The organism is Metaclostridioides mangenotii (genome assembly GCF_018917235.1).
Lineage (GTDB): Bacteria > Bacillota > Clostridia > Peptostreptococcales > Peptostreptococcaceae > Metaclostridioides.
The window spans coordinates 654347-668483 of record NZ_JAHLOF010000001.1 but is presented as its reverse complement, the minus strand read 5'-3'; the positions used below and the strand labels follow the sequence as shown (position 1 = coordinate 668483).

Here is a 14137-nt window from a genome sequence, read left to right as displayed (position 1 = left end):
CTAATTAATTTTGTTTATGATATAATAAATGCAGATTGAGAATTCGATTATTTATTTTGAATAATTTAAAAATTTAATACAAATATTTTAAGTATTTAAAAAAACTAATTGGATTTTATTTAATTTGTAGTATCATAAAAGTAAGGTGATTAATTGCATATTTTTTATGCATTTATATATTTATTCTTAACATGATATTTTTTATTTTAGATGATTTTAGTAGATAGTTTTTGATATAAGCGAAAGAATATAATGTAGTTACAAGGGAGGATGTATTTAATGGCTAAATTTATGAAAACAGTTGACGGTAATACAGCTGCAGCTCATGTTGCTTATGCTTATACAGATGTAGCGGCTATATACCCAATCACACCATCTTCAACTATGGCAGAATTAGTTGATGAGTGGGCATCACAAGGAAGAAAAAATGTATTTGGACAAGTTGTAGATGTTGTTGAAATGCAATCTGAAGGAGGAGCAGCTGGTGCATTCCACGGTTCTCTTCAAGCAGGAGCTTTAACATCTACATTTACTGCGTCTCAAGGTCTACTTTTAATGTTACCTAACATGTATAAAGTAGCAGGGGAGTTACTACCTGGAGTATTCCACGTAACAGCTCGTGCGCTGGCATCTCAAGCATTATCAATATTTGGAGATCACCAAGACGTTATGGCAGCTAGAGCAAGTGGTGTTGTTTTACTTGCTTCTGGATCAGTTCAAGAGGTTGCTGATATAGCTCCAGTTGCACACTTATCTGCAATTGAAGGTAGATTACCATTTATCCATTTCTTTGATGGATTTAGAACATCTCATGAAATACAAAAAGTTGAGTTGTTAGAAAATGAAGATTACGCTTCATTATTAAACTTTGATGCAGTACAAGCATTTAGAGATAACGCATTATCTCCTAATCATCCTGTAACTCGTGGTACAGCTCAAAATCCTGATATCTACTTCCAAACAAGAGAAGCTTCTAACAAATACTACAATGACATAGTTGGAATAGTTGAGAAAAACATGAAGAAAATGAGCGATTTAACTGGTAGAAAGCATTGCTTATTTGATTACTACGGAGCTAAAGATGCTAAGAATGTAATCGTAGCAATGGGATCAGTTACTGAAGCTATAGAAGAAACAATAGACTTTGTAAACGCTAATGGCGAAAGCTTTGGTTTAGTAAAAGTTCACTTATATAGACCATTCTCTATTAAGCATTTCTTAGATGCTATGCCTTCTACAGTAGAAAGAATCTGTGTACTTGACAGAACTAAAGAGCCAGGAGCTACTGGAGAACCATTATACCTTGACGTTAAAGGTGTATTCTACGGAAAAGAAAATGCTCCATTAATAGTAGGTGGAAGATACGGATTAGGATCAAAAGATACTACTCCTACAGATATAAAAGCTGCTATGGATAATTTATTATCAAAAGATCCAAAAAACGGATTTACTATAGATATAGTTGATGATGTAACTAATACTTCATTACCAGTAAACGAAGAAGTTAAGATAGCATCTAAGGGTACTGTAAGATGTAAATTCTGGGGATTAGGATCAGACGGTACAGTTGGAGCTAATAAACAAGCTATCAAGATTATAGGTGACCATACTAACAAATATGCTCAAGCATACTTCGACTATGACTCTAAAAAATCTGGTGGTATAACAATGTCTCACTTAAGATTTGGAGATGAGCCAATCAGATCTACATACTTAATAGACGAAGCTGATTATATTGCTTGTCACAAGCAATCTTATGTTAATCAATATGATCTATTAAAAGGTCTTAAAAAAGGTGGTACATTCGTACTAAACACTATATGGGATCAAGAAGGATTAGAAGAAAACCTTCCAGCTCATATGAAACAATATATAGCTAAGAATGATATCAACTTCTACACAGTTAACGCTGTTAAATTAGGACAAGAAATCGGACTTGGAAATAGAATAAACATGATTATGCAATCTGCATTCTTCAAACTAGCTGAAATAATACCAGTTGAAGATGCTGTTAAATACTTAAAAGAGTCTATAGAGAAGACTTACGGTAAAAAAGGTGAAAAAATACTTAACATGAACTATAAAGCTGTTGAAGCTGGTATTAACTCACTAGTTAAAGTAGAAATTCCAGCTGATTGGACAGATGCAGTAGATGCTCCAAAAGCTGATTCTCAAGAACCAGAATTTATCAAGAACATATTAAGACCTATGACTGCACAAAAAGGTTATGATTTACCTGTAAGTGCATTCAACGGTTACGAAGACGGTACATTCCCTAATGGTACTGCTGCTTATGAAAAACGTGGAATAGCTGTTAATGTTCCAGAGTGGCAAATAGAAAATTGTATCCAATGTAACCAATGTTCTTTCGTATGTCCTCATGCAACAATAAGACCATACTTATTAACAGAAGAGGAAGTTTCTAATGCTCCAGAAGGATTAGATGCTAAGAAGGCAGTTGGTAAAGGATTTGAAGGATTACAATACAGAATACAAGTAAATACTATGGACTGTACTGGTTGTGGAAACTGTGCTGACGTTTGTCCAGCTAAAGAAAAAGCTTTAATTATGAAGCCAATCGAATCACAACTTGATATTCAAGTTCCTAATTGGAATTATATAAGCGATCCTAATAAAGTTGCTCCAAAAGGTGATTTAATGGCTCCAACATCAGTTAAAGGTAGTCAATTCAGACAACCATTACTTGAGTACTCAGGTGCTTGTGCTGGATGTGGTGAAACTGCATATGTTAAGTTGATCACTCAATTATTCGGAGATAGAATGATGATAGCTAATGCTACTGGATGTTCTTCAATCTGGGGAGGATCAGCACCATCAACTCCGTACACTACAAACCATGAAGGCAAAGGCCCATCTTGGGCAAACTCATTATTTGAGGACAATGCTGAGTATGGATTCGGAATGTACACAGGTGTTAAACACATAAGAAACAAAATAGCTAATAATATGAGAAAATTATTAACTATGGAGATATGTGATGAATCAAGAGCTGCTTACACTGAGTGGTTAGAGGTTATGAATGATGGAGAGGTTTCTAAAGTTGCAAGTGCTAAAGTTACAAGCTTCTTAGATAACTTCGATTATAGTAAATTTGATCCAGAGATGGAAGCAATCAAGTTAATAAAAGATATAGATGACCATAAAGATTACTTAGTTAAGAGATCTCAATGGATATTTGGTGGAGACGGTTGGGCATATGACATCGGTTACGGTGGATTAGACCACGTTCTAGCATCAGGAGAAGATGTAAACGTCCTTGTTATGGATACAGAGGTTTACTCTAATACAGGTGGTCAAGCTTCTAAAGCTACTCCAGCTGCTGCAATGGCTAAATTTGCTGCTTCTGGTAAGAAGTCTAAGAAAAAAGACCTTGGAATGATGGCTATGACTTACGGAAACGTATATGTAGCTCAAGTAGCTATAGGAGCAGACAAAAACCAATTTGTTAAAGCTCTTCTAGAAGCTGAAAAACATGACGGACCATCTATCATAATAGCTTACGCTCCATGTATAAACCATGGTATAAAAGAAGGTATGGGTAGAACTGTTGCAAATGAAGAACAAGCTGTTAAAGCTGGTTACTGGCATTTATACAGATACAATCCAGATCAAAAAGTTGATGGTAAGAGCGGATTTACGCTAGACTCAAAAGAGCCAAGTGCAAGCTTCAGAGACTTTATACTTGGGCAAGTAAGATATGCTGCTATACAACAACAATTCCCAGAGCATGCTGAGCATTTATTCACTATGGCTGAAGAAAATGCGAAGGATAGATACGACGGATACAAAATATTAGCAGATAGAAACAAATAAGACTAATATCTTATAATATAAAAGACGACTTCATTTATTGGAGTCGTCTTTATTTTTATTGAGTTTGCTTACAATAGTTTGGGTAATAAAGTATAATGTACTTAGGATAAATGTAGATTAAAACTACAACTGAAAAGAAGGGGTTGAAGATAATGAAAATAGGTTTTATTGGAGCAGGTCATATGGGAGGAGCAATGATTGAAGGCCTGATTAAAAGCAATTATATACCTGCAGAGTCTGTAATAGTAAAAGGTGGCAGAAGTAAAACAACATCAAGATTGCAAGATAAGTTACAGTTTACATTAATTAATGAATATAAAAGTTTTTCTGAGTGCGATATCGTAATTGTAGCAACTGGTTCAAATATAGTTTTAAAAGTATTAGATGAATTTAAAAAAGAAGTATCTACAAATCCTATAATTGTATCTGTAGCTGCGGGGTGTTCAATGGAAGAGATGAAATCTACGTTGGGGGAATCATTCCTAATAGGACATGCTATCCCAAATACCCCTGTAAGTGTAAATGCAGGTATGACAGGAATATCATTTAGTGATAACTTTACAGATGAAGCTAAGGATGAAGTCTTGGACTTACTTAAGACTTTAGGTGGAGTTGTAGAGGTAGAAGAGCGCTTACTAGGTACATTCGGTACAGTTGCTGGATGTAGCCCTGCATTTGTTGATGTATTTATGGAAGCACTTGCCGACGCATCTGTTATGAATGGACTTCCAAGAGACTTATCATACGAAGTAGTAGCTCAGATGATGCTCGGCTCCGCTAAGTTAGCTTTGGATTCTAAAAAGCATCCAGGTGAGTTAAAGGATGGTGTTTGCTCTCCAGGTGGAACGACTATTAAAGGTGTTGCCGCTCTAGAGAAGAATGGATTTAGATATGCTGTAATAGATGCAGTAAATTCTGCCAATAATTAATATAAATTAAAGTCTTATAAATTAGTAAATAAATATGTGGGTACAGAAATTGAGAATAAAATTCCAAATGTAGTAAGATTATCTGGTGATGATAGAAATGAAAATTCATTTGAAGAGATTAAAGATTTGCTAAGATCAAAATATTAGATAATTAAAGAATTACATGGTAAAAAGCTGATTTTAAACGATCAGCTTTTTTTTATTTGAAGTGTTACCGATTATATTCAGATTGTCTGATCTTCTTCAATAGGATTGAACATATATTTCATTTTTCTATCCATAATATGGTAGAACATAGCATTTCTATGGTTGAATTTAAATACAGAAAGCTCAATATTTTTCTCGTAAGGCTTCATATATAGGCCTTCGTTTGAATACATTTCTTTATCGCTTCTTGCATAGTAACCAAGTTTTTCATAAAAATTCCATGCGCTATCTCTAGCGTCAAGCACAACCCTTTTAAATCTAAAAAATTTAGCTATTCTTTCTGCACTAGTCATTAGTTTTTTACCTATACCATGACCCTGTAGTTTTGAGGAAATAGCAACTTGTCTAATTTGTACAGTGTCTGAAGACAATCTGTCGATAGATAAAGTGCCTACAATTTCATTTTTATAATACGCTGCTAAGATAATGAATTTCTTTTCATTTTCAGGCATCTTTTCTATCAAAGGTAGGTTTGAAGGTTTATTAAGTATTTCATTTCTAAGTTGTAAAACCTGTTTATAAGATGTAGACCCCCATGTTACTGGTCTTATTTTGATTTTTCCTGCCATAGACATTCCTCCTTTTCTCTTTGGTACCTAACTAATCGTAAAACTAATAAAGGTACAGATTATCTTTCAAGTTTAGAATCTATACTTTTATTTAATTCTTTAAGTTTCGTACATAGAGCAGACTGTTCTTTATCTGATAAAGAATCAAATATATCTTTAGTCATTTCTCTGTACAAAACTATGAATTTCTGGACCTCACGAAGACCTTTTTCAGTTAAAAATATATTTGTTACCCGTTTATCATCAGGGTTGTCTCTTCTTTCGATAAGCTTTCTATTTTCTGCTTTTGTAACTAATTCACTAAGAGATCCTGGTCTGATATCCAACATTTCTGAAAGCTCTTTTTGTGCGATTCCATTATTTTTATGTAAACACTCTAATAGTCTTCCTTGGCTCATAGCCGCACGACCTATTTTGTGATTTTTTAATAATTCTATTTGTCTAAGTCTCGATAAAATTACAAAGTCTCTAAACTCATCGTATAGTATTTCTGATATTTCTTTGTGCATTTAAATTACCTCAATTTTTATATAGTTAGGTGCCTTAGTAATATTTTATTATTTTACATTTAAGTTGTCAATAATTATTTTTAAAATTATACTAATTTTTTTATTCATTAGTAGTATCTATATCTCCGAATAAATTACTCTTAGTTTTATAGTTTTTTGGCGATACGCCATATGCTTTTTTAAACGCCCTTACAAAGCTAGAGTAGTCGTTAAAACCGCACATATTACATACATCATTCATTAGATGTCCCTCTCTAATAAGATGTTTTGCCATTAGAAGTCTTTTTTGAACAATATAGTTATGTATTGAAGTTCCTGTTTGCGCTTTAAATTTCCTCATTAGGTAGTATTTACTTATGTAAAATTTTGTCGAAAGAGTGTCTATAGAAAGATCTCCATCTATATTTTCTTCTATAAAATTTAGCATGTTTTCAACAGTATTATCGTATTCTATGTCTCTACTATTATAATCTGAGCTTAGGAGGGATCTGTTTAAAAACACCATCATTTGTAAAAATAATGAACTTCTAAGAATATCACTTCCGAATTCTTCGTCATCACCTGCAGTTTGTATTTGTGCAATAAAATTATTTAAAACATTTATATTCATATCGTTAAGTGATAATAAATACTGTTTATCATCTTTAGTTTTTTCAAAACACTTGTTTAAGTTGTTATTTCTTGTATTAAATTTTTTTAGATAATCTGGATTCACCCAGATTGCTATTCTACTGTAACTTACATTAGGATTAATAACAGGTTTATGAATTTCAGTATTACTAATAAAAAGTATGTCTGAAGGCTGAAGTTGGTATTGTTTTCCTTCAATATAATAAGTAACATCTCCATCTAAAAAAATAATAATTTTATTAAAGTCGTGATGGTGGTATTCAAATTCCATGTCTTTTTTATCATTTATGATGAATATTTTAAAATCATCGTTTAAATATCCTCTTTTACTATTTTTATCTTCCATAATTAACCTCGCAAACTTAATAATTAATTTAATGATAGGGCATTTTTTACAATATTTCAAGCATTATTAACAATTTACATAGCAAATATATAACAATATAATGAGGAAAGGTGGATTTTTAATAATAGAGAAATATTGGATTCTAATTGACAATTTTTATTTATAAATCGAAATTTAGGAGGAAGTTATATGTTGTTGAGTGAGGCTGTTAAGGGACTTGATATTATTAGTGTAAAAGGAAATTTAGATATAGAGATAACAGATATTCAATACGATTCTAGAAAGGTGTCTGAAGGCACTTTATTTGTATGCGTTAAAGGATTTGTGTCAGATGGGCATAAATATATAAATAGTGCAATTGAGAAAGGTGCTAAGGCATTTTTGGTTGAAGATGATATTTATGTAGAAGGCTGTACATTTGTTAGAGTAAAAAATACTAGAAAAGATATGGCCAATGTCGCTGATAATTTTTACGATCATCCTTCTACTAAGTTTGATGTTATCGGTGTTACTGGTACAAATGGAAAGACTAGTATAACTACTTTTCTGAATGAAATATTAACTCGTGCTCAGAAAAGAGTTGGACTTATTGGTACTATAAAAATATTTGATGGTGTAAAAGAAGTTACATCTAGTTCTACTACGCCTGAGAGTGTGGACCTGCAACATCAATTTGATAATATGTTAAATAACGGCTGTGATTATTGTGCCATGGAGGTTTCTTCACATTCGCTTGCTTTGAATCGTGTTGATGAAACTAAGTTCAAACTCGGTATATTTACTAATCTTACTCCGGATCATCTAGATTTCCATAAGGATTTAGAGGATTATAGAAAAGCTAAAGAGAAGCTATTCTTCATGACCACAGGAGCTAATATTATTAATATCGATGACGAGGGTGGTAAAAAGATTTATGACAGTATTAAAAATTTAGATATACCATGTTACACATACGGCATAGATAATAAATCTGACTTTATGGCTAAAGATATTAAGTCAGATTCTGATGGTGTTTCTTATAGACTTATAACGCCAACTTATGAAGAGGTAATATTTGTACCTGTACCTGGAATGTTTACTGTTTACAATACACTTGCAGTAATAGCAGCTTGTTATAATTTAGGGATAGATAAGTCTATATATAAAGAAGGGCTTAGAATTACTAACGGTGTGTCTGGAAGATTTGAGACTGTTCCAAATGATAGAGGAATGAGCGTTATAGTTGACTATGCCCATACTCCAGATGCATTAGAAAATGTTCTTAAAACTAGTAAAGAATTTGCTAAGGGTAGAGTTATTTCAGTTTTTGGATGTGGAGGAGATAGGGACAGTGAAAAGAGACCACTCATGGGTGAAATAGGTCAGAAGTATTCAGATATATGTTTTTTAACTTCTGATAACCCTAGAACTGAAGATCCACATGCTATTATTGAAGATGTACTTAAGGGAATAGATAAAAATATAGATAACTACAATGTAGTTGTGGATAGAAAAGAAGCTATTGAAAAAGCAATATCTCTTGGAAAAGAAGGCGATGTTGTTATTATTACAGGTAAGGGTCACGAAGATTATCAGGTAATAGGTACTACAAAGCATCACTTTGATGACAAGGAAGTAGCTAGGGAATTTTTAAGTAGTTTATAAAAATGTTAAATAAAAGATTTAGCCGTATTTACATATATGGCTAAATCTTTTATTATTTATAATCTTTTTTATGTGTCGGAATTTGTATTACTTATAAAAAAGGTAGCGAAAAACATGTTATAATTTATTAATGCGGTTTAAAGGCTTTTTAACACAATATTCAACTATCAAAGAGTTGACACTAATTCTAGCTAAGTGGAAATAACTAGATAAATAGTAATTGTTAGATACTAATGATAATTATTTTTGGGGGAAATTTTATTATGAGGATTAAAAAATATTTTATATTATTTTTGCTAGGAGTATTTTTATTTAATTTATTTGGAGAAAAATCATTTACATATGCTTATGAACAATCCAATGATCAATATAAAATCTTTCAAGGTAAAGATAGATTTGAAACAGCAATAATAACTTCACAAAATTCATTTGAAACTTCGGATAAAGTAATAATAGCAGATGGGTATGATTATACAAGTCTAATTACAGCATTGTCTGTATCAAGTAGAGAAAAAGCACCCATTTTATATTCCGATAATGGGTATATAACCAATGGAACTGAAAATGAAATAATAAGATTAAAGGCTAAGGAAATATATTATATTGGAGAAAAACTGAATATAAATATAAAAAATATTAAAATTAAAAAAAATGTTAATAAAGATATTTATAAGAAAAATTTTGAGGCAAATAAAAATGATAGAAGTGACGAAGCAATTTTAGTAAGTGGTGAAAATTACGCTGATGCAATAAGTGCTTCAAGTGTCTCATATAAAAATTCTTTACCTATATACATAACATCAAGGGATAAAATAAACATTAGCATTGAAGAAAAACTAAAAGAAAAAAATAAGATTTATATAATAGGTGGTAAGAATAGTATTTCCGATACGATTGCAGATAAGTTTGATAATGTTATAAGGATTAGTGGAGAAAATAGATTTGAAACATCAAAATTAGTAAATAAAAGGTTTTTTAATACAGAAGAAGTAAACGTGATAGCTAAAGGGAACACATATCCCGATGCAATATGTGGTGCTTATATAGCATCAAATGAAAATTCTTCAATAGTTTTAGTTGATGATAATGATAAAATTGATTTACCAAATAATGTTACAGTAATTGGAGGTGTTAATCTTTATAAAAATAATGTAGTATACCTTAATCCTCACCAGGATGATGAAATATTAACTATGGGGTTAACACTTTTGAGAGATATCCAATCAGGTAAAAATATTAATTTTGTTCAAGTAACTGATGGTGAAAAAACTTCGGCTCTATTTACAATCAACGAAAGATTAGAAAGAGAGAATAGAAAAATCTTAAAAGAAGAGGACATAATTATAGCCCGTAACAATGAACTTGCTCTTTGCCTTAGTAAATTAGGTTTTTCTGGTAAAGTACATCATTTAAACTATAAAAACTTGAATGTATCAAAAGAGGATATATTTTATAGTGTTGATAAGATATTATTAGAAAATAATTTAAGCCCATTAAATACAGAGATAAAGACTTTATCTAAAAATGAATATGATACAAGTAATGGCAATTACGATCATTTTGCGTGTACTGATGCTGTGAACATGATGTCTAAGGATAAATTTTATAAAAAAACATATATTTCAAATAAGCCAACAAATAGTAATCATAAATTAAAGAGTATTATTCCAACAGATGAAGAAAAAAGAAAACTTGTAAATGCATTAAATGCATATGGAGTGTGGAATCCAGATAAAGGTTTTTATTCTGTCGGGTACATATCTTCGCCATATATGTTTGATGAAAAATTAAAGGATTTAAGATATTACGAAGAATATAATTAAATATTTTTTAGAGTAGAAAGGTTGACTCATACTGATACGATTTTGAGTTAACCTTTACTCAATATTGAATATTCTTATTTAAAGAAAGATAAGAAAGATGTGACAAGCTATAAAAAAGACTTTTAGCTTAGCTAAAAGTCTTTTTTATAATATAAGTTGTAAATCTTTTATACGTTAAATCTAAATAATATAACGTCTCCGTCTTTAACTATATAGTCCTTACCTTCAAGTTTAACTAAGCCTTTTTCCTTAGCAGCAGACATAGTTCCATGCTCAACTAAATCATCAAATGCTATAGTTTCAGCTCTTATAAAACCTCTTTCTATATCAGAGTGAATTTTACCACCAGCCTGTGGAGCTTTTGTTCCAACCTTAACTGTCCACGCTCTTACTTCTTGTGGTCCAGCTGTTAAGTAAGAAATAAGTCCTAATAGAGCATATGAAGATTTTATAAGTTTATCCAGTCCTGATTGCTCCAAACCAAGAGTTTCTAAGAATTCTTTCTTTTCTTCATCAGAATCAAGTTCAGATATTTCAGCTTCTATTTGTGCACAAACAACTACAACCTCAGCATCTTCAGTAGCACCAAAATCTCTAACAACTTTTACGAATTCATTGCTTTCTCCGTCATCTGCTAAATCGTCTTCGCTTACATTTGTAGCGTATATTACTGGTTTCGATGTTAGTAGATTTAATGAATTTACAAAAGTATGTTCATCTTCGCTGAAGTCCATAGTTCTTACACATTTGTTATCCTCAAGAGTGGATAAGATTGATTTTAAAAATTCTAACTCAGATGCAAGAGATTTATCAGCTTTAGAAGCTTTTTGAGTTTTTTGTATTCTTCTTTCTAATATCTCGATATCTGAGAATATTAGCTCTAAGTTTATAGTTTCAATATCTCTTAGTGGATCTACAGAACCGTCAACGTGAACAACGTTTGGATCTTCAAAACATCTTACAACATGAACTATAGCGTCAACTTCTCTTATGTGAGATAAGAATTTATTACCAAGACCTTCACCCTTAGAAGCACCTCTTACAAGACCTGCTATATCACAGAATTCTATTGCAGTAGGAACTAATTTTTTAGATTCATATAATTCTTGTAATTTATTTAGTCTTTCATCTGGAACAGATACAACACCAACGTTTGGATCTATTGTACAGAAAGGATAATTTGCAGATTCGGCTCCTGCTTGAGTTATTGCGTTGAATAGCGTACTTTTACCAACATTTGGTAACCCGACTATACCTAATTTCATTGTGATCTTCCTCTCATTCGTTTTATATAAATTTAAACAATTTTGTCTAATTGTAAATTTTAATTATAGACATACACTCCGATTATATCATAATACAATAATATCATGTTTACATTTTAGCAAATTACTAATTATTTATTTAAAAATTACCCAATTGACCCGTTTGACATTATAAACAAGTTTTCTGCCATTATTACAACCATTTTATTGAAAATAGGGTTAATCAAACACAATAATTCATAAGACTATTAATATATTGTATATATTGTAAATATAATGATAAGAGGTTTAATATAAAGATCTAAATAACTGCAATAAAATAAGGAGTGGTTATTATTATTAATAACGATTATAGATTAGAAGGAAATAATAATGTTATTTATGACTTGACTGTGACATTTACCCCTAATTTTTTTAATGAGTTTGAATCTGCTGTTTATCCGTATGATTTCATGAGATTAACTAATGATCTAGGAATTCTACGATTAAGTGAAGAAACTTATTTACAAGGGTTAGAAGATATATTAAAATTGCGATCAGTAGTAAATATTGAAAGAACTATAAGAATGGCTCCACTATCTCAAGTTAGTCAGGGGGTTACAGATGGTATAGTATCAATTGAAGAAATAGGGGAGTTATGGATATGGAGTTTTAAATATGAGAAGAATGTTTGAGTTTTTTAGATAGGGGGATAAATATGGAAAAGTCATATTACATTGTGTATCAAGAGGGTTCAGACATAGGATCTGCCCTTAGAGAGAGAGGTTTAAATAACTTTATTATATTAAATGAAAGGCTTGCTGTTCTATACACGCCTTTAGATTTCAACTCAAATATTTTAAGAAGTATATATGAGGTTTCTTGGTATAGTGAATCTGATCCAATGAGTTCTATGATAGATTTAACAAATTATGTTGAGGCTGGTGATGGAGCAAGAAGTATCACTGGAGTGGATTATATTTATAATAATGTTTACAATGATATTACAGGAAGAGGAGTTCTTATTGCAATAATAGATTCAGGAGTCGATTATTTACATCCTGATTTAATTAGAGATGATGGATCAAGTAAAATATTAAAGTTATGGGATCAAGAAGGGACTATAAATCCCCCTCCAGAGGGATATTTATTTGGTAGTGAATATACAAGAGAAGAGTTAAACGCCGCTATAGCAAGAAATGATGGAAGTTTAAGTAGAGATGATGTAGGAACAGGTACAATGGCTGCTGGAATTACAGTAGGTAGCGGAAGGATAAACTCTAACTACGAAGGAATTACAGAAGGATCTGATTTAATTGTTGTAAAATTAAAATCATATCCTGGAAGGTATTATGTAGAAAAGCGTAATTATACAACAACTGATTTTTTGGCTGCGTTTTCATATGCTATAAACATTGCACTTAGGGAGGAAAAGTCTCTCATAATAAATTTAACTGTCGGGCAAAGATCTTCATTGGGATTTATAACATTACTAAACACATTTACTGAATTAGAATACCCAGGAATTGTTGTGGTAAGTGGTGCAGGCAATCAAAGAAATACATATATTCATTATGCTGGTAGATTTAGAAATCAGGGTGATGTAAATGACATTATTATTGAATATGGTGATGGTCAAAATTTAGATATTTATCTTGAGGGGGGTGATTTAGATAGAATAAATGCAACTATCATTTCGCCGTCAGGAGAGTTGAGTTATACTGCGCCTTATGCGCCAGATTACTATGAGTACATAGGAGTTTTCAATTTAGAAAACACAACATATAGAATTAGATACTTCTACCCTTGGACACCTACAGGATCTGAACTTCTTGAGATAAACCTCAGAAATATGAAACCAGGAGCGTGGACTCTTAGAGTTCGTCCTGATGTATATTTAAATGGAGAATACCATGTTTATCTACCAAACAGTAATCTTATAGGTCCTAATGATGGATTCATAGATACGAGTTCTTTTTCAACTATAACTTCATTTGGAACTGGTGAAAATATAATTACTGTAGGTGCTTATGACAATAGATATGATAGTATATGGATTGGTTCATCAAAGGGACCTACTAAGGGGGTTTCTGCGAAACCTGATTTTGTAGCTCCCGGCGTTAATATTATATCAACTTACGGCAATGATAGTTATAGATCAGGTACAGGGACTGGTATTAGCAGTTCTGTAACATCAGGTATGCTAGCATTAATAATGGAGTATCTAAGTCGACAAGGTACATACCCAAAACTATTGTTATATTCGCAAGTTTTAAAAACATATTTAATGTTAGGTTCAACAAGAGATGAATTATATGAATATCCTAACGATTCTCTAGGATATGGTGTCATCGATTTCAGAAGAACTATTCAAATAATCTCTGATAGTTTATGATGTATTT

Annotated in this window: 10 protein-coding genes; 6 read left to right on the top strand and 4 right to left on the bottom strand. The window is 31.6% G+C overall.

Translation table 11 applies throughout. From position 1 onward, the window contains the following. Window positions 1-279: 279 nt before the first annotated feature. Both nifJ and proC read left to right on the top strand, forming a co-directional pair. Entirely contained in the window at window positions 280-3834 is a 3555-nt protein-coding gene (gene nifJ, locus KQI18_RS03160) for a pyruvate:ferredoxin (flavodoxin) oxidoreductase (RefSeq protein WP_216466186.1), read from the top strand. A 152-nt stretch (window positions 3835-3986) separates the two neighbouring features. Next, a complete protein-coding gene (gene proC / locus KQI18_RS03155; protein ID WP_216466185.1) occupies window positions 3987-4763 on the top strand; it encodes a pyrroline-5-carboxylate reductase in 777 nt (258 codons plus the stop codon). Window positions 4764-4987: 224 nt separating this feature from the next. Here the strand turns inward: proC and KQI18_RS03150 are convergent, their stop codons facing one another. The 3 genes from KQI18_RS03150 to KQI18_RS03140 all read right to left on the bottom strand — a co-directional run bounded on the left by KQI18_RS03150 (window position 4988) and on the right by KQI18_RS03140 (window position 7024). After that, window positions 4988-5539 (bottom strand): GNAT family N-acetyltransferase, encoded by a 552-nt coding sequence (locus KQI18_RS03150; RefSeq protein ID WP_216466184.1) that lies wholly within the window; start codon window positions 5537-5539, stop codon window positions 4988-4990. 59 nt (window positions 5540-5598) lie between these two features. After that, complete coding sequence (locus tag KQI18_RS03145) at window positions 5599-6048, bottom strand: MarR family winged helix-turn-helix transcriptional regulator (RefSeq protein ID WP_216466183.1); 450 nt, start codon at window positions 6046-6048, stop codon at window positions 5599-5601. Between the two features lie 100 nt (window positions 6049-6148). Next, on the bottom strand, window positions 6149-7024 hold the full coding sequence (locus KQI18_RS03140; protein ID WP_216466182.1) for an AraC family transcriptional regulator: 876 nt from the start codon (window positions 7022-7024) through the stop codon (window positions 6149-6151). Window positions 7025-7213: 189 nt separating this feature from the next. Between KQI18_RS03140 and KQI18_RS03135 the strand changes: the two genes are divergently transcribed. Further along, window positions 7214-8668 carry a UDP-N-acetylmuramoyl-L-alanyl-D-glutamate--2,6-diaminopimelate ligase gene (locus KQI18_RS03135; RefSeq protein ID WP_216466181.1) on the top strand — a complete coding sequence of 485 codons (1455 nt, stop codon included), beginning with the start codon at window positions 7214-7216 and terminating at the stop codon, window positions 8666-8668. A 263-nt stretch (window positions 8669-8931) separates the two neighbouring features. Next, the gene (locus KQI18_RS03130; RefSeq protein WP_216466180.1) at window positions 8932-10491 is read left to right on the top strand and encodes a cell wall-binding repeat-containing protein; all 1560 of its coding nucleotides are present in this window, start codon (window positions 8932-8934) and stop codon (window positions 10489-10491) included. A 167-nt stretch (window positions 10492-10658) separates the two neighbouring features. Here KQI18_RS03130 and ychF read toward each other — a convergent pair whose 3' ends face one another. After that, window positions 10659-11756, bottom strand: coding sequence for a redox-regulated ATPase YchF (ychF, locus tag KQI18_RS03125; protein ID WP_216466179.1), 1098 nt, complete (start codon window positions 11754-11756; stop codon window positions 10659-10661). A 326-nt stretch (window positions 11757-12082) separates the two neighbouring features. Between ychF and KQI18_RS03120 the strand changes: the two genes are divergently transcribed. After that, window positions 12083-12430 carry a hypothetical protein gene (locus KQI18_RS03120; RefSeq protein ID WP_216466178.1) on the top strand — a complete coding sequence of 116 codons (348 nt, stop codon included), beginning with the start codon at window positions 12083-12085 and terminating at the stop codon, window positions 12428-12430. Window positions 12431-12453: 23 nt separating this feature from the next. Next, complete coding sequence (gene cspC / locus KQI18_RS03115) at window positions 12454-14130, top strand: bile acid germinant receptor pseudoprotease CspC (RefSeq protein ID WP_216466177.1); 1677 nt, start codon at window positions 12454-12456, stop codon at window positions 14128-14130. Window positions 14131-14137 lie beyond the last annotated feature (7 nt).

Excerpts from the sequence above, each read along its gene's own strand:
- KQI18_RS03150 (WP_216466184.1), bottom strand. The coding sequence starts at position 5,539 with ATGGCAGGAAAAATCAAAATAAGACCAGTAACATGGGGGTCTACATCT.
- KQI18_RS03130 (WP_216466180.1), top strand. The coding sequence starts at position 8,932 with ATGAGGATTAAAAAATATTTTATATTATTTTTGCTAGGAGTATTTTTA.
- KQI18_RS03145 (WP_216466183.1), bottom strand. The coding sequence starts at position 6,048 with ATGCACAAAGAAATATCAGAAATACTATACGATGAGTTTAGAGACTTT.
- KQI18_RS03140 (WP_216466182.1), bottom strand. The coding sequence starts at position 7,024 with ATGGAAGATAAAAATAGTAAAAGAGGATATTTAAACGATGATTTTAAA.
- nifJ (WP_216466186.1), top strand. The coding sequence starts at position 280 with ATGGCTAAATTTATGAAAACAGTTGACGGTAATACAGCTGCAGCTCAT.
- proC (WP_216466185.1), top strand. The coding sequence starts at position 3,987 with ATGAAAATAGGTTTTATTGGAGCAGGTCATATGGGAGGAGCAATGATT.
- cspC (WP_216466177.1), top strand. The coding sequence starts at position 12,454 with ATGGAAAAGTCATATTACATTGTGTATCAAGAGGGTTCAGACATAGGA.
- KQI18_RS03135 (WP_216466181.1), top strand. The coding sequence starts at position 7,214 with ATGTTGTTGAGTGAGGCTGTTAAGGGACTTGATATTATTAGTGTAAAA.
- ychF (WP_216466179.1), bottom strand. The coding sequence starts at position 11,756 with ATGAAATTAGGTATAGTCGGGTTACCAAATGTTGGTAAAAGTACGCTA.